The organism is Hymenobacter tibetensis, from assembly GCF_022827545.1.
Lineage (GTDB): Bacteria > Bacteroidota > Bacteroidia > Cytophagales > Hymenobacteraceae > Hymenobacter > Hymenobacter tibetensis.
In genome coordinates this window covers 836,172-861,540 of the sequence record NZ_CP094669.1, presented here as the reverse complement: position 1 = coordinate 861,540, position 25,369 = coordinate 836,172, and the positions used below count along the sequence as shown (strand labels likewise).

Below are 25,369 nucleotides of genomic sequence, written 5' to 3'. Positions count from 1 at the left end.
CCCCCAGCATGACCAAGCGCCGCGTGTTACTAGGAATTTTGGCGCTGCTGGTGCTGCTGGCCGGTGGGGCCTTCCTGATTGGCTGTTCTATTTCGGCGCCGCGCTACCAAGGCCCGGTCAGTGCGCATTTCGATGGCAAGCAGTTCAAGAATGCCGGTGGCGTGCATGCCCAGGAAGGCCTCGGCCCCATGCTCAGGTGGCAGCTGCACCGCAACAAAGGCGACTTTCCCGAGCAACCCAATTTGCCGTACGGCCCAAAACCGCCAGCTCGGGTGGGACTAGGCGAGTTACGCGTTACGTTTATCAATCACGGCACGTTTTTGCTTCAGTTCGATAGCCTGAATGTGCTGACCGACCCGATTTGGAGCGAGCGGACCAGCCCGTTCCAGTGGATTGGGCCGAAACGGCTGCGGCCACCGGGCATACGGTTCGAGGACTTGCCTAAAATCGACGCCATTCTCATCAGCCACAATCACTACGACCACCTCGACCTGAATACGTTGCGCCGCCTAGCTGCCCGCGACCAGCCGCGCATCTTCGCTGGCTTAGGCGTGCGTGCCTTTTTGGAAGAAGAACACGTTGCCAATGCCACTGACCTAGATTGGTGGCAGCGGCAACCGCTCAGCGCGAAGGTGCAGCTAGTAAGCGTACCAGCGCAGCACTTCTCGGGCCGCGGCCTCCGCGACCGGGACGCAACCCTCTGGACCGGCTTTGTGCTCCGCACCACCGCCGGCCCGCTTTACTACGCCGGCGACACCGGCTACGGGCCGCATTTCAGTGAAATCGGGCGCCGTGAAGGTCCCATCCGGTTGGCTATTCTGCCAATTGGGGCGTATCAGCCCGTTTGGTTTATGCAACCTATCCATACGGCGCCCGCCGAGGCAGTGCAAGCCCACCTCGACCTAGGTACCCCGCGTAGCATTGCCACTCACTTCGGCACGTTTCAGTTGGCTGATGATGGTTTGACAGAACCGGTAGCAGATTTGCGGCAGGCGCTGCGCGAAAAGCAGCTTCCCGACAGCGTGTTTCTTGTGCTGAAAGAGGGAGTTGGGTGGCCACTGCGGTAGCTATCAGGCAGGTAAACAACTATCTGCCAAAACATTGCCCGTGCCGCACAATGAAAAGATAGAAAAGTTCAACCTGAGGCAACAACAATTTAATCGTTGAATAGTACAGATACCTAGTGTATCACACTATAAACCAGCAAGTAATAAAGTGCAAAAAGTGAAATCACGGAATTTTATTCCGACTTTTGCCACGGAATTATCCGACTTACTTGTTTTTATGAACCAACGTTTTCTCTTGCTTGCGCTGAGTTTGTTAAGTGTTGCGAGTCAGGCGCAGGACTTGCCAACCCAGAGCCTCCCCAAAGCCATTGCCACGCTGGCCGAAATTTCGCCAGTGCCACAGGTCAGCATTTCGCATGATGGGGCTTGGCGGCTGGTGATGGATGTGCAAGAATTGCCCACCGCTGCCGATATGCAGCAGCCAGAATTACGCTTGGCGGGCTTGCGCATCAACCCGCGCACCAACGGCCCGAGCCGGGTAAGCTACGCCACTGCTCTTCGTCTGAAGCACCTGCCCAACGGCAAAGAATTGCTGGTGCAAGGCTTGCCTGCTAAGCCGCGCATCAGCGAAGTCACCTGGTCGCCAGACAACACCAAAATTGCTTTCACCCACACCAAAAACAACCACATCGAGTTGTGGATTGTCGATGTGGAATCGGCTTCTGCCAGACTAGCGCCCAACTTGTTTTTGAACGGCATATTCGGCTCTTCCTACGAGTGGGTTTCGGACAGCAAAACGCTACTGGTACGCGCTATTGTGGGGGGCCGGGGCGAACCGCCTGTCCCGCCAGCTGGCAGCGCCGCGCCAGCTGCTAGCACGCCGCAAGGCCTGCTCAAAACGCCCGCTGATGAGCTTCTTTTCAACTACTACGCCTTGGCGCAGGTGGTGAAGCTAAGCATCGACGGCCGCATGCAGCCGATGGGTTCACCTGGTATTATCCAGCAGGCGTCGCCTTCACCAAACGGGCAGTTTGCCCTGATCAAGACGCGGCACCGCCCCTTCTCCACTACGCTGCCCGTTAGCAGCTTTCCGGTGCGGGTGGAAATTCTGAACATGGAAGGCTTGGTGGTGAAAGAGCTGGCGGAAATTCCGCTTATCACGAGCCTGCCAGCCACCCCTGATGTGGTGACCAGTGGTCAGCGCAGCCACAATTGGCGCGAAGATGCCCCCGCTACCGTGTACTGGGTGGAGGCGCAGGATGGCGGTAACCCCAAAACTGCCTCTCCCATCCGAGACAAAATATTTGGCTTGGCGTCTCCTTTCGACGGCAAACCCCTGGAATTGGCTTCCCTGCCGCTACGCTTTGCCAACATCTACTGGGGCACCGACAACCTGGCTATTGTGCAGGGGCACCGCTCGTCTGACCGTCGGCAGACGATGTGGACGCTGGATTTGGCCACCAAGACTTCCCTGGCCGTGCTGTTCGACCGCCTAACCGAGGACACGTACGCTGACCCCGGTACGCCTTATGTTAAGCACAACGAGCAAGGCCGCCCAGTCCTGGTAACGGATGCCAAGGGCGACATTGTGTATATGTTTGGCAAAGGAGCTTCGCCACACGGCGACCGTCCTTTTGTGGACGAGCTCAACGTGCGGACCAAAAAGAGTGTGCGCTGGTGGCGCTCCGAGGCGCCGTTCTACGAGGTGCCCGTGGCCATCTTCGACCCCAGCCGACGCCAGTTGATTACGCGTCGGGAATCGGTGACGGAAGTTCCTAACTATTTCTTGCGCGAAGCACGCTCCGGCCGGCTTACGCCGCTTACCACTTTCACCAACCCCTACGCTAGCCTGAGCAACCTCAAGAAGCAGGTACTTACCTACAAGCGCACCGACAGCGTGGAGCTAACGGCTACGTTGTATTTGCCTGCCACGTACAAGAAAGAAGACGGCCCGCTCCCCACCTTACTAGACGTTAACCCCGTTGTTGCCAAAGCCAAGAAAGAGGCTGGCCCAGTGAAGAACTCGCCTTATAAGTTTGTTCGGATGGGTTGGGGCTCGCCTGTGTTCTGGACGACGCAGGGCTATGCCGTCCTGCAGGGAGCTAGCATGCCCATGTTGGCGGATGGCGTGCAGGAGCCGACCGAAGCGTATACCGCTCAACTGGTTGCCTCTGCCAAAGCAGCCATCAAGGAAGGTCAGCGCCTCGGGGCCGTGGACACTGCCCGTGTAGCTATTGTGGGTCATTCTTACGGAGCAGGCATCGCGGCCAACGTACTCGCGCACTCCAACCTGTTCCGGGCAGGCATCATGCGCACCGACCGCTACGACCAGGCTCTAGCGCCGTTCGATTCGCAAGGCGAAGAAATCAGCAGCCAGCCAGCACCCGACACCTACAAAGCCTTGCTGCCTTTCACTAGCGCCGCCGAAATCAAAACGCCGCTATTGTTCGTCAACGGTGAGGTAGACAGCCAAGCCGGGACCGGTACCGCTGAAGTCGAACGGTTCTACAACGTGCTGAAAGGCCAAGGCAGCGTGGTGCAATACGTAGCGCCACTAGCTGGCTCGAATGGCTATGCCACCCGGGAAGCTACCATGCAGGCACTGCGGGAGATGAACACCTGGCTGGAAACTCACCTGACCAGCACGCCCACTACCTCGCAAGCCTCCTCGTCGTCTACTACTGACCAGTCAGTGGCCAAGTAGCTGGTAGCCACTTGTTCTTACCTACCCCCGGGCAAAATGCTTGGGGGTATTTTTTTGCCGGTACTGCACGGCAGGTTGCCCGCCACGAGACACATACCCCGTCCAGCTTGCTTGTAACACTATTCCAGTTATTTTCTGTACAATATTATGACTTGAGTACAACCTCATTTCAGCACCTTGCGTTTCAGGATACAGTTCAGCTTACCTCGCTCACACTAAAATTACACACCATGAAAACGTTCAAGATATATGTAACTATGTTGTCCGCCGCACTGATGTTGGGTGGCACTTTAGCTGCTCCTGAGGCAGCAGCTCAAACCGCTACCAGAAAGGGCTGGAGCAAGAAAGCCAAAGGAGCCGCTATTGGCGGTGGCACTGGTGCCGTAGCTGGCGCCGTTATTGCCGGTAAAGGCGACCGGGGAACCGGGGCCGTAGTTGGTGGGGCTGCCGGAGCAGTAGGTGGCGCCCTTATCGGCCGCAAGAAAGACAAGAAAAAGGACCCCGTCCGCTATCAGCAGTACTCTAGAAAAGACTAAAGACCAATAGTATTGGTTTGTTGAAAACCCCGTGTCGCTTGGCGCGGGGCTTTTTGTTGGTTGCTGGCGTGGCACTTGTTGCACGCGGCCGCGCAACCTTGCAGCTACTTTGGGTAGTATGTGCACTATGCACCTATTCGTTTACCCTTCGCTCAACGACAACGCGCGCCACTACCTCCTCCGGGAGCTTCCTGCTGGCACTACCACCACCTTCCGCCAAGACCTGCCCGAAGCCGAACAAGCCGCTGCTTTCCAGGCGGCAGATGTACTGCTGGGCAACCCACCCGTACAGTGGTTCACGGACACCCCGGCTCAGGCGCTTCAGTTCTGGCAAATAGATTCAGCCGGCATCGAGCGGTACCAGCAGGTGCGTACGCAAGCCCAGGTGGCCAACATAGGCGACTTTTTTGCCTGGCCCTGCGCCGAGACGATGGTAGCTGGCATCTTGGGTTGGTACCGGCATATTCCGGAACTGGCGGTGTTGCAAGAGCAAAAGAAATGGGTGGGTGCTCCTATCCGCGAACAACTGGGCCTGTTGCGTGGGAAGCGCGTGGTTATTCTGGGCAGTGGGGCTATTGGGCAAGCGGTGGCGCAACAGCTCACCGGCTTCGCGTGTGCGGTGCAGTTTCTGGCCCGCACCGACCCGAAAGCACAGTTGCATACCAAAGAGGAATTACTGGCTGTCTTGCCCGAAACCGACATTGTAGTGAACTGCCTACCAGGCAGCGCCGAAAACTTTTTTTCGGCGGAGTTGGTGCAGGCCATGTCATCTGGTAGCCTGTACGCCAGCGTAGGGCGCGGCAACACCACCGACGAGCCAGCCCTGATAGCCGCGTTGCAGGCCGGGCGCCTAGCAGGTGCCATCCTCGACGTAACTGCCCAAGAACCCCTGCCGCTCGACAATCCGCTCTGGCAACTACCCAACGTGGTACTCACGCAGCACAGCGGCGGCGGCCAACCCGGCGAAGACGAAGGCAAAGTGGATATCCTGCTGCGCAACCTGAGGCATCTGGCCCAAGGCGAACCGTTGGAAAATGAAGTGGAGCTAAGCCGGGGCTACTAACACCACGCCTGTTCTAGGAACGCAAGCGTGCCCAAGCGAAGTTGAAAGTGAGCGCAGCACCTGTAGCTACTCCTCGTACGCTATGGCAACCACCTCCACCGTTTCTTCTTTCGGACCGAGGCGCAACGTGACGGTTTCGCCTAGGCGGGCCCCCGCTATAGCCCGTGCCATAGGCGCTACAAAGGCCACTTTGCCCTCCATTACTGACGCCTCATCGACGCCAACCACACTGAAGCGCCGCTCGAACCCCGGCGTGCCGCCACTACGGGTCCGCAACACCACGGTGGCTCCAAACCGAATTTCGTCGGGGGATTGGTTGGCGGGGTTCACCACTTTCGCGGTGGCAATGCGGTGGTTCAGGGCCGTGATGCGGGCATTAAGAACGGTGAGCTGCCGGGTTCTGTCGGCTTCGTTTTCGCGGTGGCTGGCTTGGGTGCGCTCTGCTTCCAGGCCAGCCAATTCTGCGCGCAACTGCTCTAACCCCTGCGGCGTCACGTAGTTGGGCGTGCCCGGCGGCAATGCCGGCCGGGGCGGAATAATAGGTGCTTCTAGCGAATCGTCTTCTTTGGTAAATGCCCGGCTCATGTACCTGATAACGCAGCCTACTCCGGTAGGTTGTAGGCCCGGCTTGCACACTGCGGCTTGGTAAGCAGGGCGGCTACTTGCTGCTGCTTGCTAGCGCCTGCATGTGGCGGGCATTGCCGATGGCAGAGGCATCAATGTCGTTGTTGAAGTAGAGATACACTTCCCGGAGCTGACTGGTTGCTTCTATCTGGTCTGCCACTTGCCGCAGGTACTCTTCGCTGTAAGGAGACTTGTAGAGCTCCGGAATGCCGTGGAAGCGGTAATACAGCACGTCGGTGTTGGCCACTACCTCGTCGGGCAATTGGGGGTGGCTTTGGCCGCAGAAAGCTACGTTGCGCCGAGTTAACTGCTGGTACACGTGCCCTTCCCACCAGCTGGGGTGTCGAAACTCCAACACATTGGTAAAGGTGGGGTCTAGGCTATCCAGAATACGCTGCAGCCGATCTTCGGAATACGCCATGCGGGGCGGGAGCTGAAACAGCACCGGACCGAGCTTTTCGGCTAGTCCTTCCTGCACCGTACCATAGAAATCGGCCAGTAGCTGAGCTACGTCGTTGAACTGCTTGTAGTGAGTAATCAGGCGCGGCGCTTTCACGGAAAAGCGGAACGCAGCCGGACTGATGTGATGCCAGTTCTGCAGAAAGGAAAGTTGCGGAAAGCGGTAGAAAGTCACGTTCAGCTCTAGCGTTTGGAAGTGCTGACTGTAGTATTCGAACCACAAGCGCTGCGGCAGCTTTTCTGGGTAGAAAGCACCCTTCCAATGACGGTAATGGTAGCCAGAGCAGCCAATGTGCCAGACAGGCATAGCGCAACGGAAAAAGAGTGAAGTAGCAGTGCGGGCTAGCCAACGGTGGTCGGCTGCCAAGCTTCAATCCTAGAGACAAGAACGACGCACGGCTCGGTAAGAAAGCGCCGCTAGTAACTCCCGCGGCTGGCGCTATCGTAGCGGCCGGCTCGCATCAACGACCACCCCAGCAACAGCAGCAGCACCCCGAACCCAAGGAAAGCTAAGTCCCAGGGCAGCTTGTTGGTGGCGTACTCCTGCACATGATGCAGCCCCAATACTTGGTGGTCGATAACGCCTTCTACCACGTTGAATAGGCCCCAGCCAAACAGCAAAGCCCCCCCAAACGTGCGCCCCGACCACGGTACATCGTGCCGCTTGCCCACCGACCACAGCATGCGCAATCCAATGGCGGTCATGACCCATACGGCCGCATGAAACACGCCGTCCCAGTACATATTCACCTTGGCTGCTACCAGCGTATTGGGAGGCAGCCGGTTGGACAGCATATTGTGCCATTGCAGTATCTGGTGCAAGACAATGCCATCAACGAAGCCTCCCAGGCCAGCGCCCATCAGGATACCAGCAGAAATCAACGGGGAGCGGTGGGGTCGGTTACTCATGCAGAGCGGAGGTGAAACGGCGAGTCAGTGAATCGGCAAAAAATAGTCCTACCCCCAGCAGTATCAGCACGGCCACGGGCAGCAGAATCAGCACCACGTTCTGACTGTAGTCGGGAGCGTGAATGGTGGCTTGCACCCGAGGGCGGCACACCCGGCACGCCCACGCAGGGGCGGCCACCCAGCACAACAGCCAGCCGAGAAGAGCCATCCGGAGGTAGTGCAGCTTTGTTTTTTCACTTGCCATATGCTAGTTCCCTACGCAGTGGCGGGGGAGCGAGGTTATAGTCGAGGTTGTTGAAAAGGGCGCGCCAGGGCAACGGAGGCTCTTTTAAGGTGAAATGAACTGATTTTGCAACTTAGCTCGGAACGGCAAGTACACAGAGAAAGCACCTGGCCCGTTGCCGCTTTACTCCAGCTTCTTCCTCTTCTCTATGGCTCATATCGTCACGCTCACCCTGAACCCAACGGTAGACAAAAGCACTTCGGTAGGAAAAATCGTCGCCGAGCATAAGTTGCGGTGTGCGCCCCCCAAGTTCGAGCCAGGCGGAGGTGGCATCAACGTGTCGAGGGCCCTGAAGCGGCTCGGCGCAGACTCGCTGGCCATATTTCCGGCTAGCGGACCGGCCGGCACCTTGTTGCAGCATTTGCTTACGCAGGAAGGCATCGACCAACACCCCATTACCACCATCAACTGGACCCGCGAAAACTTCATTGTTGTCGATTCTTCCACCAACCAGCAATACCGGTTCGGGATGCCGGGCCGCGAGGTTTCCTCGGACGAGCAAAACCTAATTCTGGAAACGCTGCGCGCCCTTACGCCCGCGCCCGATTTCCTGGTGGTTAGCGGCAGCCTGCCGCCCGGCATCGAACCCGATTTCCTGGCGACTATCGTACGCCAAGCGCACGAAGTGGGCACCAAAGTCGTCGTCGATACGTCGGGGCCGGCCTTGGAACGCGTGCTGGAAGAGGGCGTATTTATGATCAAGCCCAACGTGGGCGAGCTGAGCCGCATGGCTGGAGTTGACGAGGTGGACAGCCGCGCCGTGGCCGCCGCCGCCAAAGCCCTGATCAGAGAAGGTAAAAGTCAACTGATTGTCGTGTCGTTGGGGCCGCAGGGTGCCTGCCTTGTCACCGATGAGCTCGTGGACCACATTCCGGCGCCTACCGTGAAGAAACGGAGCACGGTAGGTGCTGGCGACAGCATGGTGGCGGGTGTTATTTATGCGCTGGCCAATGGCAAATCGGTGCGGGAAGCCGTGCGCCTGGGCGTGGCTTGCGGCACCGCCGCTACCATGAACCCAGGTACCGAGCTGTTTAAGAAAGAGGACGCCGAGCGGCTCTACAATTGGCTGCTGGAAGTGATGCCGGAAGTGAAAGCCCTAAGTTAGCCGTGGAGCCTACTCCCTTGCGGCAGGAAACATGACTACCGAACAGCAGGACGTTGCGTACGCATACGCCCCGGCACAACAGGATATAACCTATTGCGCCGGGGCGTATGCAGTGTAACTCACAACAGTTATTTTTTGTCGCCCTGTCTCGTAGACGAAAGGTCAGATGGCTTGGCTAAAATCAGGTTTTTAGCATCTCTTGCAGTGGGCGTGAAGTCGGTGAACACACCATCGATGCCCAGATTGTAGAAGTTCTTGTACTCGTTGAGGGGGTCGTTGTTGTAAGCGGGCAGCAAGTTGCGGGGTTCGTTGCGGAACGTGAAGGAGTGCACAAGCAACCCTCGTGAGTGAGCCCGCGCAATCAGATTGGTGGCGGGCAACAAGGTCATAGCCCCCGACCGGTAAGGCTGGATGTACGGCTTCCAGGGGCCAATGGCATCGGCGTAGGTCTTGATGAAATCCAACCCCACGTTCGTCGACAAGTCGAGGAAGGTTCGAGGGTCGCCGGCCACTACGAAATCATATGGCTGCGCGTAGGGTGCCCGCATAACCAAGTTACCGTTGGCATCTACATCGTCAGCGTCCAAGAGTTGCACGAGGCGTACGGTTGAATGGTATTGGCTGCGGATGGCGCGGAGGTTGCTGACTTCAAACGACTGCACAAACACTGGCGCAACGCGGCTGTTCCAGCCAGCCGCTGTGAGTGCCTCCATGAGTTTGGCGGTCAGGGGCAACTGCAAGTTTTCGTGGAAAGTAGGATGCTTGGTTTCCGGGTAGATACCGATGATGCGGCGCTTGGCTAGCGTCTGTGCCTTCGCCAAGTTGATTACCTCCTGGAAGGTAGGAATGTTGTACAGGCCGTTGTACTGCTGCGGCCGGTCGGCCATGGGCTGCTTGGCTTTGATGGTCTTGATTTCAGCTAAAGTAAAGTCGCTGGCAAACCAATCATTCACCGGCACGCCATCCAGCACCTTGGTGGTTTTGCGGCTCGCAAACTGAGGTAGCTCGGCCACATTGGTGGTGCCAGATAGGAAAGGCTCATGCCGGCAGATCAGGACCGAATCCTTGGTTAGCACCAAGTCCTGCTCGATGAAATCGGCACCTTGGTCGATGGCTAGCTGGTAGGCTTCCAGCGTGTGTTCTGGCAAAAAGCCCGAGGCGCCGCGGTGCGCCACCACCAGGGGCGGCCGGCCGTCGAGCGTGTTGTAGTGCATGGTGCTGTCGTCGTCGTCTTGGCAAGCACTGGTTCCGAGCATACACGCGGCAGTAAGAAGTAGAAGAGTTTTTCTCATGGCTCGATCAGTAGGATAGTTCAACACAAAAATTGAACTCCAACGTCACTCCTTGATTAAGGCTACATTACGAAATTGGTTGCTATGATGGCACTGGCAAGTGCAAACTTCCGCGCAGGTTATACCAATGTTGTTGCGTATCATGGCCTCCGATTCGAGGGGGAAACAGCTTTTTCAGCTATTTGGAACGCTTATTCGGGGTATTTTTCAGGGCCTCTGTTGTTAAAAGCACCAACCAGAAGCAGCCTTGTCCCCACGAATCAGACTTTAGTGTACTGTATTCGCTTTCCAACTCCACTGCGTGACCGAACAAGACGTAACCCGCCTCCTGGCCAAGCTGCCACCGCTACGCGAAGAAATTGCCAAAGTAATTGTGGGGCAGCACGAGGTGCTAGATGAGGTGCTCGTGGCGCTGCTGGCCGGGGGCCACGCGCTGCTCGAAGGCGTGCCGGGCCTGGCCAAAACCCTGCTCGTGCGCACCCTGGCTTCCGCCACCGACCTGCCTTTCCGCCGCATTCAGTTCACCCCAGACCTGATGCCGACTGATATTCTCGGCACCGAGATTCTGGAAGAAGACCACGGCACCGGCCACCGCTCGTTTAAGTTCAACGAAGGGCCCATCTTCGCCAGCCTCGTGCTAGCCGACGAAATCAACCGGACTCCTCCCAAAACCCAGGCAGCATTGCTGGAGGCCATGCAGGAAGGCCATGTCACGTACGCCGGCCAGGAGCACGCGTTGCCCAAGCCCTTCTTCTTGCTAGCTACCCAAAACCCCATTGAACAGTCGGGAACGTATCCGCTGCCGGAAGCACAGCTCGACCGGTTTTTGCTGTATATCCGCATCGGCTACCCTACCGAGCAAGAAGAGCTGGCCGTATTGAGCGGCACCACCGGCACGGCCCGCCCCCAGGTGCGCTCCGTGCTTAGCGGCGCCGACGTGCGCGAATTGCAACTGTTGGTGCGGCAGGTGAGCTTGAGTGCCGAGCTGTTGGGCTTTGTCAACCGCCTGGTGCGCGCCACACGCCCCGCTACGTCTGAGGTGAAATTCATTCGAGACTATGGCCGCTGGGGAGCGGGCCCGCGCGCCGGCCAAGCCCTGATTTTGTGCGCCAAAGCCCGGGCCTTGCTGCAAGGCCGGTTTGCTGCCACCTTGGAAGACATCCGCGCCTTGGCACCGGCCGTGCTGCGCCATCGGGTACTGCTCAACTTCAACGCCGAAGCTGAAAACCTGACTGCCGACGACGCAGTGCGGGAGTTGCTGAAAGCTGTGTCCGTATAGAACCAAGGGGCAAGAGTTCAGAGCGGATTTTCGGGGTACTGGACCACCGGCAAGCTCACTGCACCGAGGAGTTTACGAGCTATTCTATCCTACTTACACGCAAGCGTACTGCGTGATTTGCACGTCCTTCTAGGTTCTAAGCTCTCATTTCTCAGTTTTTACAGAATGCTTTCTCCTGAACTTCTCTACGCCTTGCGCAACTTGCCGCTAGCCGCCAAACAAGCGGCAGAAGGCTTCCTGCATGGGCAGCACCAAAGCCGCCGCCACGGCGTGGGCATGGAGTTCAGCCAATACCGCCCCTACCAGCCTGGCGACGACCTGCGCCGCCTCGACTGGCGCCTGGCCGCCCGTTCCGACCGGTATTATCTGCGCGAGTCGGAAGTAGACACCAGCCTAACCATCCACTTGCTACTGGATGCTACAGCCAGCATGAACCACCGCGACGACAACGGCCTGCGCAAGCTTGATTATGCTCGCCTGCTGCTGGCGGCGCTGGCTTATCTGGCCACCGCGCAAGGCGACGCCGTGGGGCTTACTATTCTGCACCCGGCCGGCTTACAGCACCTGCCACCGCGCGCCGATGCCCGCCAGCTGGCCCGCCTCTACCACGCCCTGGAAAGCACCGAGGCGGCCGGCACCTTCCCCGATACTGGTGTGCTGGCTCCGCTCACCGCCCGTCGTCAGCGTGCCCTTACCGTGTGCGTTAGTGATTTGTATGAGCAAGAATCGGAAATTGAAGCGCTACTGACACGCCTGCGGGCCACTTCCGGCGAAGTACTGCTGTTGCACCTGCTGGCCCGCAATGAGTTGGAATTCACGTTCCGGGGCGCCGTTACGTTCGAGGACCTTGAAACCGGGCAACGCCTTCAGCTCGATGCCGACCAGCAGCGCAAAACGTGGCAGCAGCAGCTACAGGCGTGGTTGGAAACCACGGCGCAGCAAGCCCGCCGCCACGGCTTCGACTACCACCAACTTAGCTCTGCCGACCCGCTGGACCGCGCCATGCGCGAGTTCTTGCGGAGAAGAGCCCTGCTGTCATGAACAGGACTACCGAGTTCTGTCTCCATGGCAAGCGTTGCGTCGTCGGGCCTGGAGCCATACGCCGTGGATGCAGCACAGCCGTCAGCTTCGCACCGGCCCCAAGCAACAGTACATCCGTGGGCGTGCCCAAACTCACCTAATCCATTACCTGCTTTGTCTTCGTTCATCTCCTATAGCCTCCAAGATGTTGCGGCCGGACTGCTGGCCTTGTTGGGACTACTGGTGCCGCTGGCCATTCACTTATGGAACCGTCGGCCAGGACGGACTGTGCAGGTAGGTAGTGTACGCTGGCTGGCGGCCGCGGCCAATCGGCGGCTCCGCAACCTGCGCCTCGAGCAAGTATGGCTGCTGCTGTTGCGTGCCGCGGTACTGGCACTGCTGGCGCTGGCCGTAGCCCAACCCCTCCGCCGACAGTCGCTGTTGCAAGAGCCGGTGCGTGGTCAGGTGCTGCTGGCGCCGGAGGTGCTACGCCCCGATGTACTATCCGCCCTGCGCCCCAGCCTGGACTCGTTGCGCCGTAGGGGGTATGCGCTGCGCCTGTTCGCGCCGGGCTTCCGAGTGGTGTCTTCCCAAGCCTGGGCCAGCCCCGATTCGTTGGCCAGATTAGCCATTGCGCCCAGCCAACCAGCGCAAACGGGCAAGGCTGCTCAAACGCCAGTCTCCCCGCTGCCCGACGATTATTGGGCACGGGCCCAACAAGCTACCGACTCTTTCCCAGACCAACCAATCCGCGTTGTTTCCGGCGCAGCGCGTCGACACTTCACAGGCCCTCGCCCAACTCTGCCAACGCAACTAACCTGGCAAACCGTGCCCCTCCCCGATTCGGTGGTGTGGCTGGCCGCTGCGGCAGTATCCAAACCCGGTACGCTACGCTTGCTGGTGGGGCGCAGTGGAGAAGACGCCACCACGTTCCGGACGGTGCAGCAGGCACTACCCAGCAGCACGGCACCCCTGAACGTAGCCGGCTTACCGGAACTTCATTACCAGCCCGCCCAAGCCAACCAACCCGCTACTGTTCAGCAGCCCGGGCGCACGGGCGTGCCGGTGCTAGCCAACCCGTTGCGTGTGGTGCTGTATGCGGATGCGTCACACACCGAGTCGGCGCGTTATGTGCGGGCGGCATTGCAAGCAGCAGCTATTGGCTTGGCGCAACGCCTGGAAATAACGGCTGGCTCACCCAATGCCACCGCTGCCGGTACCACGCCCGACTGGCTTTTCTGGCTCAGCAGCTCACCTGCCCCGGCCGGCTGGCAAGCACAGGTGCAGCAGGGCGCCAAGCTTTGGCAGGAAGCCGCCGGCGCCGGCAGCAAAGTGGAAACCGAGCTGAACCTTACCGGCCTAGCTACTGCTCCACCCATCGCCATCAGCCGCATGGATACCACCGCCACCACAGCAACCAAGGGCCCCAAGCTGGTGGTATGGCAAGATGGCACCGGCCGCGCACTACTCACGCGCCAGCCTAGCGGCACCGGCAGCTTCTACCACCTCGCAACCCGCCTACAACCCACCTGGAGCGGCCTCCCCGACAGCCCTGCCTTACCGGAGCTGTTCTTGCAGCTGCTGCGGCCGGCCTCAGCGCAGCCCGATGCTTCCGCCCCTACCGACGACCTCCGCCAGCTAGACGCTCGTCAGCTTGCCACTTCGGTTGACCTGCCTGTTGCCTCTACTGCTCAGGCCTCGAAACCACTTGTTTCTCCGTCCAGCGCCATTCGTCAGGCGACTTCAACCACCGATTTGCGGCCCTGGGCGGTACTAGCGGCGCTGCTCCTGTTTGGGGTGGAGCGGTGGCTGGCCAGCCGGCGTACTTCGGTTACCTCTACTTCGTCTTTATGAGTGTTGTTGCTACATCTTCTGCTCCGGGCCGCCAGCTACTACACAACCTAGGCCAGCGCGATGCCAACCGCCGTACGCTGGCCTTACTGCTGCCTCTGGTGGCTGCGGCCGTGGCTATTGCAGCCTGGGCTCGGCATTGGCCCGCAGCCTCGCTTCTGTTTGGAGGGCTGCTGGCCGCCCTACTACTGGGTGGAGTCTACGGGGTGTACCGGCTGCGCCAACTCCGGCTAGTGGCCCTAGCACAGCGCCTCGACCGACTGTATCCTGCGCTAGAAGACAGCACCGGCCTGTTGTTGCGGGACGAAGGCAGCCAGGCGCCGCTGAATTTGCTGGAACAGTTGCAGCAGCAACGCATTCAAACTCGTCTTGAAACCTTACAAGCCGACACCCCACAATTGCTGCATTTTTCGTGGCGGCCCGCGCTGTTTGGAACGGGCGCTTTGCTGTTGCTGGCAGCGGCATCCTTGCTATATCGGCCCACTGCACCCGTAGCAGCGGCGGCCTTACCCGTGCATTTTCCCGCTGCTGATGCCCCTACTAGGCCCGGCCAGCCGGTGGCCCCGAAGTTGCTGGATACCCGCTTGCGGGTTTTACCGCCTGCCTACACCCGCCGACTGGCTTTCACCCCGGGTAGCCTTTCTTTTAGCTGTCCGGCTGGGTCGCGGGTGCGCTGGACGGCGCGCGTCAACCGGCCCGCGGGTGCCGCGCCCATGTTGGAATTGGGGTCGAAGCGCTACTCTTTTCGGGCAGTGGCGGGGCAGCCTACGGAATTTGTGGTGGAGCTACCCGTAACCGTTTCAACGCTTTACCGCCTGCGCTTCGCGGGGCAAACCTCGGATGACTATGCCCTGGATGTGGTGCCCGACCAGGCTCCCACCCTGAAAATCGAAACGCCCAAGCCGTACACCCTTATCGAGTTCGGGCAGTCGTCATCGGTGCCGGTGCGGGTAGCCTTGCGCGATGATTACGGCCTCAGCGAAGCCCAATTGGTTGCCACGGTAGCTCAAGGCCAGGGCGAGGCAGTGAAGTTCAAGGAAGTAATTACCACCCTAACCAGCCAGCTCCGCGGCCAGCCCCGCCAAGCCACGTTAAGCACCACCCTTCGCTTGCCAGCCCTGGGCCTCACCTACGGCGACGAAGTGTACTTCTACGTGCGGGCCCGCGACAACGCCCGCCACCTCACCCGGTCCGACACGTATCTGGTGCAATGGGAAGACACCACGGTGCAAGACGGCCTCACGGATATGTCGATGAGCGTAAACGTGGTGCCGGCTTATTTCCGCAGCCAACGCCAGATTATTATCGACACCGAGAAGCTAATGGCCGAACGCGCCAGCTTGCCGGCCGCCACCTTCGCGGAGCGAGCCAACAACTTAGGCTTCGACCAAAAGATGCTGCGGCTGCGCTACGGCAAGTTTTTGGGCGAAGAATCGGAAAGCGGATCCGGGGCCGCAGCCCCGCGCCCGCCGGCCGATGCCGACTCAAGCCACCAGGAACACGCCGGGGAAGCCGCGCACTCCGCTGACGACGGCCACGACCATTCGGCGGCGGCAACCCCACCCGGCGGCGAAGCTGCCAGCAACAACGCCGAGCTGATGGAGCCCTACATGCACCGCCACGACGACGAAGAAACTGCCGACTTTCTGGAACCTGCCGTGAAAGCCAAGCTTCGAGGAGTCCTCAACCAAATGTGGGAAGCCGAACTACGCCTGCGCTTGGCAAAGCCCGCCGAAGCCCGCCCCTACGAGTACCGCGCCCTACGCCTGCTCAAGCAAGTGCAGCAACAGACCCGGGCGTATGTCCGCAAATCGGGATTTGAGCCGCCCGTATTGCCCGAAGCCACGGCCCGCCTTTCCGGCGACCTAGCTGGTGCTGCCACACCGCGCTTGCAGCAGCAAACCACCAAGCCTGCCACCCAACCCGAAATCCGGGAAGCGCTGCGGCTGCTTGCCGCCCTGCGAGCGGGCCAACCAGCGCGCCCCGCCGATGCGGTGGCCTTGGAGCGGGCTGGCCAAGCTGTAGCGCAAGCGGCACTTCAAAAGCCCGGCGCCTATCTAGCGGCTGTGCGGGCCTTGCGCCAGTTGGCTACCGATGCACGCACGGGCCACACGGCATGCACTTCCTGTTTCGCACCGGCCGAAATGGCCCTTACGGCGTTGCTTCCCGCACCGCCAGCTGCTCCGGTCCGCACCAGCAGCGGCAGCCAACTTAGCCAGCGCTACTTTCAAAATCTGACTTCCCGTTAGCAGCCCATTTTTCGAATTTTCACTCCATTTATTCACTAGCATTCACCACTGGTGTTTTGGCTGTGTTCCTGATGTCAATCAACCTGTATGCCTGATCAGCTTATGTATTACGTCCTGCTTGTGGGGTGTCTGCTACTGGCCGCGGCGCTGTCGGTGGCCGCGTGGCGCCGGCCCGATACTCGGCGGCGCGGCGTCCGGCTGCTGGCGGGCCTGCTGGCAGTAGCCGGATTGTGGCTGACGGCTTACCCTCCCCAACGCACCATAGCAGTGCCTCAGGCCGAAGCCATTTTGCTAACGGAAGGCTACCAACCCGACACCTTGCGGGCGTTGCTTGGTCGTTTTGGGGCGCGTACCCGCGTGTGGCGCTACAGCGTCGGCAGTGCCCCGGCCCCGAGTGACACCCCCGCCGTACACAGCCTCACAACCTTACGTGAGCACATGCCCGCGTTGCAGCGCCTGCACCTGGTAGGCCGTGGGTTACCAGCGGCGGCCCTGCCCGCGCTTGGTTCTGTGCGCTTGGTGCAGCACATGCCTGCTCCGCTTACGGGCTTCCGCTCCGCTCACTGGAACCGCACACTGGAATTAGGACAGCCGCTGCTACTGGAAGGCTATTTTGCGGCAGCACGCACGTCGAACTCGGTGTGGGTGCGCTTACAGGTGGCGGGTACTACCCGCGACTCGGTGCGGCTACCAGCGGGCAACGGCGCGTTCCGGCTGCGTTACGTACCCAAAACGGCCGGGCGGCTGGTAGCTACGCTTTCGGCCGGACCAGGCCGCAAGCTATTGGCCAAGGAGCCGGTGCCGCTAGAGGTGGTAGCACCTCGCCCGCTACGGGTGTTGCTGCTGGCCGTCACGCCTTCGTTCGAATTGAAATTTCTGAAAAATCATCTGGCAGCTCGTCAGCACATGGTGGCGTGGCGGGCCGGTATCAGCCGGGGCCTCACCCAAACCGATTTCAGCAACCAGCCTACCGCTGACCTAAGCCGTCTGACGCCCGCCCTGCTAGCCCGCTACGATGTAGTGGTAACCGAAGCCAGCGTGCTGGCAGCACTACCAGCTGCCGAAGCCCAGGCCCTCCGCGCCGCCCAGCGTGGCGCCGGCCTAGGGGTGGTGGTGCTAGCCGAAGCTACCTCGCTGCCGGCCGCCGTGCCCGGCCGCGCCGCAGTACAATTGGTGGTGCAAAACGGCAACCCCAGTCGGCCCCAGCGTGTGGAGTGGCCGGATGCGCCGTTGGCCACCGCTCTGGTCCCGAGCACGCTCCGGCTGTCTGGCGCGGCCCGCTCTTTGGTGACGCTGGCAGGTTCAGGAGCAGTGGTAGCGGCCAGTCAACGGATGGGTTTGGGCAGCGTGGTCATTTCCACCCTCCCCGAGACATATCCCTGGTTGCTGCAAAACGCATCCACCATCTACGAAAGCTATTGGAGCCGCTTGCTAAGCGCCGCTGCCCGTCCTGTCTCCCCTGCTACCCGCTGGACGCTCGTTGATCCGTGGCCGCGCCCGCAGTTGCCGCTTGCGCTTCGGCTGGCGGCAGCCTTTCCCACCCAGCAACCGGTGGTGCTTGGTAGTACTAGCACGCCGCTGGCCCGCCTGCCCTTGCGCCAAGATCCTGAATTGCCGGAATGGAGCACCGCTACGTACTGGCCTAGCACCGTGGGTTGGCAACAAATTCAACTGAGTGGCCAGCCAACCCAGTGGTTTTATGTGTTTGCGCCTGCTGATTGGCAGGGCCCCGAGGTGCAGCGCCGGGCACAAAGCGCCTTTCCGTGGCTTACGTCAGCCGCAACTCCCCTACCAGCCCTTCAACGTTCAGAGCCTTGGCCCCTCGAATGGTTTTTTGCGCTATTCTTGTTGGCTGCCGGTTTTCTATGGCTCGAAGAAAAGCTGTAGGCGCTCCAACTACGGTCTGCCCCGAGGTGCTGTGCTAGTACCGAATATCGGGGTGCCCGCCTAGCAGGTCGTACACGGTATCCCCAATGATGAGGGCGCTGGCTGGCAGTGCACCGCCGAGCTGTAGGGGGTGAGCTGCTGTTTCAGCCAGTAAATTTACTTGGGTAGGCTTGGCCTCTTCAGAATGGCTTTCCAGTTCTAGAAAGCTAGCAATGAGATGAATGGACACTTTTGGTAGGTGAATAAAACAACAACCAGCTAGGAGTAGCCGACAGAAACGTATACCAATGTTAGATATAAGTTTCTATATATTATAATATAACATGATTTATTTTTCAATAACCGGGATTTCTGTACGTATTACCACACCCAAGACGTTAGAACAAACACCCGTTGGAAAGTAAAAAGCCCGGACTCCAAGGAATCCGGGCTCAACACTACGTAGGGGTGCCAATTGCTTGGCAGCTCCTTACTTCTGCTCTTCAGTAGCTGGGGCAGTCGTGGTTGTGGTGGTCGTAGTCGACTCAGTGGTAGCTGGAGCAGCGGTTGCAGACGTATCAGCCGACATAGCAGTCGAGTCCATGGCAGGAGCCGTAGTCTCGGTAGTAGTCGTAGATTCGGTGCTAGTAGCTTCAGCACCAGCTTCGGTAGCAGGCTTTGATTCGCACGAGGCCAAGGATACGGCGAAAAACAGAGCGGATACTTTCAGCAGGTTGTTCATTTGGTTGTAGGTTTGAAAAGATTTTGTCTAAAAAAAGCGCCCTTTATACTCGGCAATAGGAAAGGTAACCCGACAGTAAAAATTATTTTGCAGAGCGGGTTACCGCGCTTCTTTCATTGTATTAACCTCTAAAGTGAATGGCGAAGGCCACTGCTTCTTATTCTTACACCGATGACGAGTTTGTGGCGGCTATCCGCTGCGGCGACGACCGGGCCCTGGCGCAACTCTACCGGCTGCACCTCCCCATGATTTCGCACTACGTGCTGCAAAATAGCGGCACCGAAGACGAAGCCAAGGATGTGTATCAGGAAGGGATAATGGTGTTCTACGAAAAAGTACGCGACGGCTCCCTAGAGCTTAGCTGCCAAATCAAGACCTACCTCTACGCCGTGTGCCGTCGGCTGTGGCTGAAACGGCTCACCGAGAAAACCCGCTTTGGCGGCCACCTCGATGACCACGAACCTTACCTCGAAACCGGTGCTGAAGCGGACTTGGTGGAGGCTGAAGAGCGGGACCGGCGTTTTGCCACTATGAGCGAAGCCTTAAACCTGATTGGCGAGCCGTGCCGTTCTCTTTTGGAAGGCTTCTACCTGCTCGACAAGTCGATGCAGCAGCTCACGACGGAGTTCGGCTACACCAACGCCGACAACGCCAAGAACCAGAAGTACAAGTGCTTGGTGCGGTTGAAAAAGCTATTTTTCACCCATCACCAAGAGTCGGAAACTTAGAAGGGGGAACTTATAGTTGAGGGCTTAGAAGCGAGAGTAGAACACACAAAACAGTGGTGCCTAGCGCATTCTGGTGTCGCGCTCCTGCTTATTAGTTCCACACAAATGCCATGATGACTGAAGCAGACTATTACGCTTTATTTGATGCCTACCGACAGGGGGAGCTGGAAACGCCAGCCCGTCTGAATCTGGAGCGCCGCTTAGCTGCCGATCCGGCACTGGCGCAGCGTTTTTCTGAATTTGAGGACGTAACCTCTACGCTGCACAGCTACAGCCAGCGCCTGAGCACGCGCCGCAAGCTGCGGGCCATTCAGGCCGAGATTGATGCCGAACAGGCCGTGCAGCTGCATACCGAAGAGGAAGTGCTGGCTACCGGCCACCCAACCATGCCAACGCTGCACATTTCGCGCACCGAACTGAAGCTGCGGGAATTCTGGCAGAGCCACCGTGCTACCATGATGGTAGCCGCTTCGGTAGCCGTTATGGCCGTCTTCACCACGCTGCTTGGTATCGAGTGGTGGCGCGCTTCGCAGAAGCCGTCCTTATACGGCTACACTGTGCTGCGCCGGGAAGTGGAGCGCATCAAGCGCACGCAACGAGCCATGAACCGGGCCATCCAAGGCCAGGGCGATGCGCCTGAAACGGCCAAAGATGGCAAGTTCAGCGGCACCGGGTTTGCTCTCACGGCCGATGGTTACCTCGTCACCAGCTACCATGTGATTCAGGGGGCTGATTCTCTGCTAATCGAAGGCCGCGACCGGCAGCGCTTCCGCGCCGAACCCGTATTCACCGACGTAGCCCACGACCTTGCCATTCTGCGCATCAAGGACACCGACTTCCAGGGTTTTGGCCGCTTGCCGTACTCGTTTAAGCGTGGCACCGCCGACTTGGGCGAGAAAGTATACACGATAGGCTATCCCCGCGAAGACCTTGTTTTCAATGATGGCTCGCTAAGTGCCCGCTCGGGCTTCGAGGGTGACTCTGCCTTCTATCAGATCAGCATTCCCGTGAACCCCGGCAACTCAGGCGGTCCGCTTCTCGATGAGCGAGGCAACTTGATTGGGGTTATCAGCGGCCGGCAGATGGACGTGCAAAGCGCGGCCTTTGCTACCAAATCGTCGTACCTGATGAAGCTCGTCGATTCGTTGTCGGCGGCGGGGACTGGGCATCCGTACGCCCTGCCGCGTGGCAACCAACTGGCCGGTAATTCGCGCCCCAACCAAATTCGCAAGCTGCAAGATTACGTGTTTGTGGTGAAGGTGTATGAGTGAAGCGGTAAGGCCATAAGTGCCGCACTTCACCCACATCCGTAACCCATAGAATACCTCTATACCTAGAAGCCCCACCGTTTTCGGTGGGGCTTTTTTGTTGCGCTCTATCTGCCCTGTTGCCACTGCTTGGAGTGCACCGAGCACATTCGTAAGAAAGTGGTAGCATCTTAAAAAGATTCATGCAGTAAAATTTCACTATTCAAATAAGTCCTTGGTAGACAGTTTGCTAATAGCTGTTGCAATACTTTACTTGATAGTCACTTATTGCCTTTGCCACCTCTTTTACCTTGCTGCCTATGAACCGCAGAGCTTTCCTCCGCAAACCTGCCGCCACCATAGCAGCCCCAGCAACAGCAGTGATGGCGCCCCCTGCTTCCGGCAATGAACCCACCGATGGCGAAACAATCAGCCGCTACGCCAACACCCGCTTGCCCACCGAGCCTCGCTCCACCGCGGGTATCGGGCCCTACACGGGTCCTTGGGGGCAAACGCAGGCGGCACATTTGCTTCGACGCTGCCTATTTGGCCCCACGCGAGCGGAAATCAACACGGCGGCCAGCCAGACCCTGGCACAAGTAATCAACGGGTTGCTTACGGCCCCCGTCGCCCCCGCACCACCAGTCAATGTGTCGGCGACGGATACCAGCGTACCACAGGGCCAGACGTGGGTGACGCAGGCTTTCGAACAAGCCTTTGAAGGAGCCCGACGCTCGTCGTTGCGGGCGTGGTGGATGGGGCTGCTGCTGGGGCAAAGCACCTCACTGGTAGAGAAGATGACGCTTTTCTGGCACAACCATTTTGTGATAGAGCTTGGCGACATCAACGATGCCCGCTACGGCTACCACTACTGTACGCTGCTGCGGCAGCATGCGCTCGGCAACATCAAGCAACTCACTGAAAACGTGACAGTGGCCCCGGCCATGCTACGCTACCTCAACGGCAACCAAAGCACCGCCAACGCCCCCAATGAAAACTACGGCCGCGAGCTGTTAGAGCTGTTTACGGTAGGGAAAGGCCCGCTCATTGGGCCTGGCAACTACACCACCTACACCGAGGCCGATGTGCAAGCCGCGGCCAAGGTGCTCACCGGCTGGCGCGACAATACCACGACCATAGCGGGCTACTACACGGCTTCGCGCCACAATACCACCACCAAGCAGTTCAGCGCCGCTTTCCAGAACGCCACCATTGCCAACCTTGGCGACCAAGAATACAAAGCTCTGCTCAACCTGATTTTTGCGCAGCAGGAAACGGCTGAGTTTCTGTGTCGCAAGCTCTACCGGTGGTTTGTGTACTATGTGATTGACGCCACCACCGAAACGGAGGTGATTCAGCCGCTTGCGCAACTGCTGATTGCCAGCAACTACAACGTGGAGCCAGTGCTGCGGGCCTTGCTTTCCAGCGAGCATTTTTATGATGCCGTGAACATGGGCTGCGTGATAAAAAGTCCGCTTGATTTCACGGTGGGCACCTGCCGCCAGCTCCAAATGACGTTTCCGCCAGCCAGCAACCTTGTTGCCCAGTACGGCATGTGGGACTACCTCAACACTATTACCAACGTGCAGCAGCAGTTGCTCGGCGACCCACCGAATGTGGCCGGATGGCCCGCCTACTGGCAAACGCCGCAGTACTATGAAATGTGGATCAACGCCGTGACGCTGCCCCGCCGCAACCAGCTCACCGACCTCTTTATCAGCACCAACGGCTACACCCGCAACGGCGCTAACATCAAGATCAATCCGATTGACTTGGTACTGACGCTGCCGCCTGCTACGGCCGCCGACCCCAACCTGCTGATTGCTGAGCTGGCCAACCTGCTACTGCCCATCACCCTCACCACCAACCAGCTCACGTACCTCAATGACACCCTGCTGCCTGGCCTGCCCGATTTCGAGTGGACCATAGAGTGGCAGCAATACCTAGCGGCGCCCACCAATGCCACCCGCCGAGCGGCCGTTGAAAGCAAGCTTCGTTCGTTGCTACGCACCATGATGGGGCTGGCTGAATATCATCTTAGCTGAAGAGCAACCAAGCGGCTGAACCCCGATCCAGCTTCTTGGTCAAATTCTTCGCTCAGTTTTTCCCTCACCCAGTTACCAGACGCAGTATGAAACGCAGACATTTCCTCCAGACGACGGCCGCTGCTACCGTGTTGCCGACGCTGCTCGGCGGTTTGCCCATCGGAGCCTATGGGTTTTCGCCCGAGCTCTTTGACATAACGGGTGGGGCCACGCAAACCGACCGGGTGTTGGTGCTGATTCAGCTGAACGGCGGCAACGACGGGCTGAACATGATTATTCCCACCGATCAATATTCGGCCCTGATGAACGCCCGGGCCGACATTGCTATTCCACAAAACCAGGTGTTGCCCTTAAGCGCCACCACCGGCATTCATCCGGCTATGGCAGGCGTTAAGAACCTGTTTGATGATGGCAAGATTGGGGTAGTGCAAAGTGTGGGGTATCCGAATGCCAACTACTCGCACTTCCGGGCCACCGACATCTGGACTTCGGCTTCGGATTCCAACGTGACCATCACTTCGGGCTGGGCCGGGCGCTACCTCAACACCGAGTACACCAATTATCCTACCGGCTACCCCAGCTCTGCCACTCCTGACCCGCTGGCTATCAGCATTGGGTCGGTGGTAAGCAATTGTGTGCAGGGACCCAGCGTGAACATGGGCATGGCCATTGCCAGCACCACCTCGTTCTACCAGCTGCTTTCGGGGGGCGTAGATGCCGCACCCAACACGCCCGCCGGCCACGAGCTAACCTTTATCCGGCAAGTTATTGCCCAGACGCAGGTTTATACCACCGCTATTCAGGCGGCGGCTCGGCGCGCCACCAACCTCTCGCCCCTCTATCCGGCGGCCGGTCAAAACTCTTTGTCCGATCAGCTCAAGATTGTGGCGCAGCTGGTGGCAGGTGGCCTACAAACCCGCATCTACGTCTGCAACTTGGGCGGCTTCGATACGCACTCCAACCAAGTACCTACTACTGGTAGCACCACTACGGGCACGCACGCCACCCTGCTCGGCAGAATCTCGCAGGCCTTGGAGGCATTCCAGGATGATTTGCGTCGCCTGAACGTGCAGGATCGGGTGGTAGGCATGACGTTCTCGGAGTTTGGACGCCGCATCAAAGCCAACTCCTCTAAGGGCACCGACCATGGTGCGGCAGCCCCCCTTATTGTGTTTGGCACGAGCGTCAACCCGGTTCTGCACGGCACAAATCCGGTGCTACCCGCTACAGCGGGCATCAACGACCAGGTTCCCATGCAGTTCGACTTCCGAGCCATCTATGCCAACATTCTAAAAGACTGGTTTATGGTGCCGCAAGCCACCCTGAACCAGCTGCTTCCTTCCACCAACAGCCCGTTTCCGCACGTACCCATCATTCGGCCTTCGGTGGTGAATGGCACAGCCTCTGCCCCCGAAACCAACGTAACCAGTTTCAGTGTGTACCCCAACCCTGTCCGGGACCGGGCCACAGTGGAGTTTGCCTGCGAGGGCGGGCACGTGCAGATCTTGCTCTACGATGCGCTAGGCCGAGAAGTGGCCCGCCTCCTAGACCGGCCTCTGCCCCGCGGCCTACGCCAGGTACCGCTCGATGCCGCCCGCTTGGCCCCAGGTTCTTATCATTGCCACGTGCAGGAAGGACAGCGCGTTAGCTCGCGGCTGGTGGTAGTAGAATAGCCAACTGTTAGGGCCGAGCTTGAGGCCCAGCACGAACGGCGACTACGCGCTTTTGCGTGAGGTTTCAGAGGGTACAGTACTGTTGAACTTGCTCTTGGCCAACGCCCTTGACTGGAGGTTTTCTTTCCGTTATATCTCAAAAAACCCGATACCAAGGCAGCCCGGAGCGAAGTTTTTGCGTAAACGCCCTCCAGTGGCCTAGCCACTTGCAGTGCACACTCGTACAACCGCTACCACAACGCCCCAAATGGAACAGCTACAAAAAAAGATCGACCCAATTGCACCCGAAGATATTTCTCGGACCCTGGAAAGCGCGTATCACGTTATTTTCCAAGGCGACCATGAGCGCATCGACGACCTCTTGAAACATGGCGGCACCCTGCTACGCAAAGCTGCTCAGCGTTTCACTTCCACGCAGCTTATCCTAGGCATTGCTGGTATTGCAGCCGTAGCCGTAGTAGCTATTGCCCGCATCCAAAGCCAAGACGACGACAACAACGAAAGCGAAGGCGAAGCCTCCGACGTATCGACGCCCGATGCCAACGCAGCGGCTCCGAAGCCAAAGCTGAGCAAAGTGGAATAAAGCATACGTGTTCATAAATGAGAAGCCCCGGCCGGAAATATTTCCAGTCGGGGCTTCTCATTTACGAGCAGAATCGGTTCAACGAGTGCCGCGAAGTGAAGCTA

Annotated in this window: 22 protein-coding genes; 15 read left to right on the top strand and 7 right to left on the bottom strand. The window is 59.0% G+C overall.

Annotation, left to right across the window (positions count from 1 at the left end):
• Nucleotides 1-8: 8 nt before the first annotated feature.
• The 4 genes from MTX78_RS03555 (at nucleotide 9) to MTX78_RS03540 (ending at nucleotide 5,310) form a co-directional block, all read left to right on the top strand.
• Nucleotides 9-1,067, top strand: a complete 1,059-nt coding sequence (locus MTX78_RS03555) for an MBL fold metallo-hydrolase (RefSeq protein ID WP_243799968.1) — start codon at nucleotides 9-11, stop codon at nucleotides 1,065-1,067.
• Between the two features lie 217 nt (nucleotides 1,068-1,284).
• The gene (locus tag MTX78_RS03550) at nucleotides 1,285-3,711 is read left to right on the top strand and encodes an alpha/beta hydrolase family protein (RefSeq protein ID WP_243799966.1); all 2,427 of its coding nucleotides are present in this window, start codon (nucleotides 1,285-1,287) and stop codon (nucleotides 3,709-3,711) included.
• Between the two features lie 230 nt (nucleotides 3,712-3,941).
• The gene (locus MTX78_RS03545; protein ID WP_243799964.1) at nucleotides 3,942-4,247 is read left to right on the top strand and encodes a YMGG-like glycine zipper-containing protein; all 306 of its coding nucleotides are present in this window, start codon (nucleotides 3,942-3,944) and stop codon (nucleotides 4,245-4,247) included.
• 127 nt (nucleotides 4,248-4,374) lie between these two features.
• Entirely contained in the window at nucleotides 4,375-5,310 is a 936-nt protein-coding gene (locus tag MTX78_RS03540; RefSeq protein ID WP_243799962.1) for a D-2-hydroxyacid dehydrogenase, read from the top strand.
• Nucleotides 5,311-5,376: 66 nt separating this feature from the next.
• Here the strand turns inward: MTX78_RS03540 and MTX78_RS03535 are convergent, their stop codons facing one another.
• From MTX78_RS03535 to MTX78_RS03520, 4 genes are all read right to left on the bottom strand, one after another.
• Nucleotides 5,377-5,895: a GreA/GreB family elongation factor gene (locus tag MTX78_RS03535; RefSeq protein ID WP_243799961.1), complete on the bottom strand. Its 519-nt coding sequence runs from the start codon at nucleotides 5,893-5,895 to the stop codon at nucleotides 5,377-5,379.
• A 73-nt stretch (nucleotides 5,896-5,968) separates the two neighbouring features.
• Nucleotides 5,969-6,700, bottom strand: coding sequence for a DUF72 domain-containing protein (locus tag MTX78_RS03530; protein ID WP_243799959.1), 732 nt, complete (start codon nucleotides 6,698-6,700; stop codon nucleotides 5,969-5,971).
• 110 nt (nucleotides 6,701-6,810) lie between these two features.
• Entirely contained in the window at nucleotides 6,811-7,302 is a 492-nt protein-coding gene (locus MTX78_RS03525; protein ID WP_243799958.1) for a DUF2243 domain-containing protein, read from the bottom strand.
• Nucleotides 7,295-7,546: a hypothetical protein gene (locus MTX78_RS03520; RefSeq protein ID WP_243799956.1), complete on the bottom strand. Its 252-nt coding sequence runs from the start codon at nucleotides 7,544-7,546 to the stop codon at nucleotides 7,295-7,297. Before MTX78_RS03520 ends, MTX78_RS03525 begins: the two co-directional genes overlap by 8 nt.
• Before the next feature lie 187 nt (nucleotides 7,547-7,733).
• Between MTX78_RS03520 and MTX78_RS03515 the strand changes: the two genes are divergently transcribed.
• On the top strand, nucleotides 7,734-8,690 hold the full coding sequence (locus tag MTX78_RS03515) for a 1-phosphofructokinase family hexose kinase (RefSeq protein WP_243799955.1): 957 nt from the start codon (nucleotides 7,734-7,736) through the stop codon (nucleotides 8,688-8,690).
• Nucleotides 8,691-8,818: 128 nt separating this feature from the next.
• On the opposite strand, the gene MTX78_RS03510 is transcribed toward MTX78_RS03515, so the two are convergent.
• On the bottom strand, nucleotides 8,819-9,946 hold the full coding sequence (locus tag MTX78_RS03510; protein ID WP_243799953.1) for a glycerophosphodiester phosphodiesterase: 1,128 nt from the start codon (nucleotides 9,944-9,946) through the stop codon (nucleotides 8,819-8,821).
• A 337-nt stretch (nucleotides 9,947-10,283) separates the two neighbouring features.
• Here MTX78_RS03510 and MTX78_RS03505 point away from each other — a divergent pair, with 337 nt between their 5' ends.
• The 5 genes from MTX78_RS03505 (at nucleotide 10,284) to MTX78_RS03485 (ending at nucleotide 18,268) form a co-directional block, all read left to right on the top strand.
• The gene (locus MTX78_RS03505; protein ID WP_243799951.1) at nucleotides 10,284-11,261 is read left to right on the top strand and encodes an AAA family ATPase; all 978 of its coding nucleotides are present in this window, start codon (nucleotides 10,284-10,286) and stop codon (nucleotides 11,259-11,261) included.
• Nucleotides 11,262-11,426: 165 nt separating this feature from the next.
• Nucleotides 11,427-12,302 carry a DUF58 domain-containing protein gene (locus MTX78_RS03500; protein ID WP_243799950.1) on the top strand — a complete coding sequence of 292 codons (876 nt, stop codon included), beginning with the start codon at nucleotides 11,427-11,429 and terminating at the stop codon, nucleotides 12,300-12,302.
• Between the two features lie 24 nt (nucleotides 12,303-12,326).
• Nucleotides 12,327-14,135: a BatA domain-containing protein gene (locus MTX78_RS03495; protein ID WP_243799948.1), complete on the top strand. Its 1,809-nt coding sequence runs from the start codon at nucleotides 12,327-12,329 to the stop codon at nucleotides 14,133-14,135.
• Nucleotides 14,132-16,381 (top strand): DUF4175 domain-containing protein, encoded by a 2,250-nt coding sequence (locus tag MTX78_RS03490; protein ID WP_243799946.1) that lies wholly within the window; start codon nucleotides 14,132-14,134, stop codon nucleotides 16,379-16,381. The genes MTX78_RS03495 and MTX78_RS03490 overlap by 4 nt, the downstream gene beginning before the upstream one ends.
• An 87-nt stretch (nucleotides 16,382-16,468) precedes the next feature.
• Nucleotides 16,469-18,268: a hypothetical protein gene (locus tag MTX78_RS03485; protein ID WP_243799944.1), complete on the top strand. Its 1,800-nt coding sequence runs from the start codon at nucleotides 16,469-16,471 to the stop codon at nucleotides 18,266-18,268.
• Nucleotides 18,269-18,302: 34 nt separating this feature from the next.
• Here the strand turns inward: MTX78_RS03485 and MTX78_RS03480 are convergent, their stop codons facing one another.
• Both MTX78_RS03480 and MTX78_RS03475 read right to left on the bottom strand, forming a co-directional pair.
• On the bottom strand, nucleotides 18,303-18,497 hold the full coding sequence (locus tag MTX78_RS03480; RefSeq protein ID WP_243799943.1) for a hypothetical protein: 195 nt from the start codon (nucleotides 18,495-18,497) through the stop codon (nucleotides 18,303-18,305).
• 240 nt (nucleotides 18,498-18,737) lie between these two features.
• Entirely contained in the window at nucleotides 18,738-18,989 is a 252-nt protein-coding gene (locus MTX78_RS03475) for a hypothetical protein (protein WP_243799941.1), read from the bottom strand.
• 137 nt (nucleotides 18,990-19,126) lie between these two features.
• On the opposite strand from MTX78_RS03475, the gene MTX78_RS03470 reads away from it, so the two are divergent.
• The 5 genes from MTX78_RS03470 (at nucleotide 19,127) to MTX78_RS03450 (ending at nucleotide 25,265) form a co-directional block, all read left to right on the top strand.
• Entirely contained in the window at nucleotides 19,127-19,717 is a 591-nt protein-coding gene (locus MTX78_RS03470) for an RNA polymerase sigma factor (RefSeq protein ID WP_243799939.1), read from the top strand.
• Nucleotides 19,718-19,827: 110 nt separating this feature from the next.
• Nucleotides 19,828-20,988: a trypsin-like peptidase domain-containing protein gene (locus tag MTX78_RS03465; RefSeq protein WP_243799937.1), complete on the top strand. Its 1,161-nt coding sequence runs from the start codon at nucleotides 19,828-19,830 to the stop codon at nucleotides 20,986-20,988.
• Nucleotides 20,989-21,284: 296 nt separating this feature from the next.
• Nucleotides 21,285-23,009, top strand: a complete 1,725-nt coding sequence (locus MTX78_RS03460; protein ID WP_243799935.1) for a DUF1800 domain-containing protein — start codon at nucleotides 21,285-21,287, stop codon at nucleotides 23,007-23,009.
• Between the two features lie 86 nt (nucleotides 23,010-23,095).
• Nucleotides 23,096-24,682, top strand: coding sequence for a DUF1501 domain-containing protein (locus MTX78_RS03455; RefSeq protein WP_243799934.1), 1,587 nt, complete (start codon nucleotides 23,096-23,098; stop codon nucleotides 24,680-24,682).
• Between the two features lie 247 nt (nucleotides 24,683-24,929).
• Nucleotides 24,930-25,265 carry a hypothetical protein gene (locus MTX78_RS03450; protein ID WP_243799932.1) on the top strand — a complete coding sequence of 112 codons (336 nt, stop codon included), beginning with the start codon at nucleotides 24,930-24,932 and terminating at the stop codon, nucleotides 25,263-25,265.
• The last annotated feature ends 104 nt before the right edge of the window (nucleotides 25,266-25,369 follow it).

What these genes read in the sequence shown, in the direction of transcription:
- MTX78_RS03555 (WP_243799968.1), top strand. Translation starts at nt 9, where the DNA reads ATGACCAAGCGCCGCGTGTTACTAGGAATTTTGGCGCTGCTGGTGCTG.
- MTX78_RS03550 (WP_243799966.1), top strand. Translation starts at nt 1,285, where the DNA reads ATGAACCAACGTTTTCTCTTGCTTGCGCTGAGTTTGTTAAGTGTTGCG.
- MTX78_RS03545 (WP_243799964.1), top strand. Translation starts at nt 3,942, where the DNA reads ATGAAAACGTTCAAGATATATGTAACTATGTTGTCCGCCGCACTGATG.
- MTX78_RS03540 (WP_243799962.1), top strand. Translation starts at nt 4,375, where the DNA reads ATGCACCTATTCGTTTACCCTTCGCTCAACGACAACGCGCGCCACTAC.
- MTX78_RS03535 (WP_243799961.1), bottom strand. Translation starts at nt 5,895, where the DNA reads ATGAGCCGGGCATTTACCAAAGAAGACGATTCGCTAGAAGCACCTATT.
- MTX78_RS03530 (WP_243799959.1), bottom strand. Translation starts at nt 6,700, where the DNA reads ATGCCTGTCTGGCACATTGGCTGCTCTGGCTACCATTACCGTCATTGG.
- MTX78_RS03525 (WP_243799958.1), bottom strand. Translation starts at nt 7,302, where the DNA reads ATGAGTAACCGACCCCACCGCTCCCCGTTGATTTCTGCTGGTATCCTG.
- MTX78_RS03520 (WP_243799956.1), bottom strand. Translation starts at nt 7,546, where the DNA reads ATGGCAAGTGAAAAAACAAAGCTGCACTACCTCCGGATGGCTCTTCTC.
- MTX78_RS03515 (WP_243799955.1), top strand. Translation starts at nt 7,734, where the DNA reads ATGGCTCATATCGTCACGCTCACCCTGAACCCAACGGTAGACAAAAGC.
- MTX78_RS03510 (WP_243799953.1), bottom strand. Translation starts at nt 9,946, where the DNA reads ATGCTCGGAACCAGTGCTTGCCAAGACGACGACGACAGCACCATGCAC.
- MTX78_RS03500 (WP_243799950.1), top strand. Translation starts at nt 11,427, where the DNA reads ATGCTTTCTCCTGAACTTCTCTACGCCTTGCGCAACTTGCCGCTAGCC.
- MTX78_RS03495 (WP_243799948.1), top strand. Translation starts at nt 12,327, where the DNA reads ATGGCAAGCGTTGCGTCGTCGGGCCTGGAGCCATACGCCGTGGATGCA.
- MTX78_RS03490 (WP_243799946.1), top strand. Translation starts at nt 14,132, where the DNA reads ATGAGTGTTGTTGCTACATCTTCTGCTCCGGGCCGCCAGCTACTACAC.
- MTX78_RS03485 (WP_243799944.1), top strand. Translation starts at nt 16,469, where the DNA reads ATGCCTGATCAGCTTATGTATTACGTCCTGCTTGTGGGGTGTCTGCTA.
- MTX78_RS03475 (WP_243799941.1), bottom strand. Translation starts at nt 18,989, where the DNA reads ATGAACAACCTGCTGAAAGTATCCGCTCTGTTTTTCGCCGTATCCTTG.
- MTX78_RS03470 (WP_243799939.1), top strand. Translation starts at nt 19,127, where the DNA reads ATGGCGAAGGCCACTGCTTCTTATTCTTACACCGATGACGAGTTTGTG.
- MTX78_RS03465 (WP_243799937.1), top strand. Translation starts at nt 19,828, where the DNA reads ATGATGACTGAAGCAGACTATTACGCTTTATTTGATGCCTACCGACAG.
- MTX78_RS03460 (WP_243799935.1), top strand. Translation starts at nt 21,285, where the DNA reads ATGAACCGCAGAGCTTTCCTCCGCAAACCTGCCGCCACCATAGCAGCC.
- MTX78_RS03455 (WP_243799934.1), top strand. Translation starts at nt 23,096, where the DNA reads ATGAAACGCAGACATTTCCTCCAGACGACGGCCGCTGCTACCGTGTTG.
- MTX78_RS03450 (WP_243799932.1), top strand. Translation starts at nt 24,930, where the DNA reads ATGGAACAGCTACAAAAAAAGATCGACCCAATTGCACCCGAAGATATT.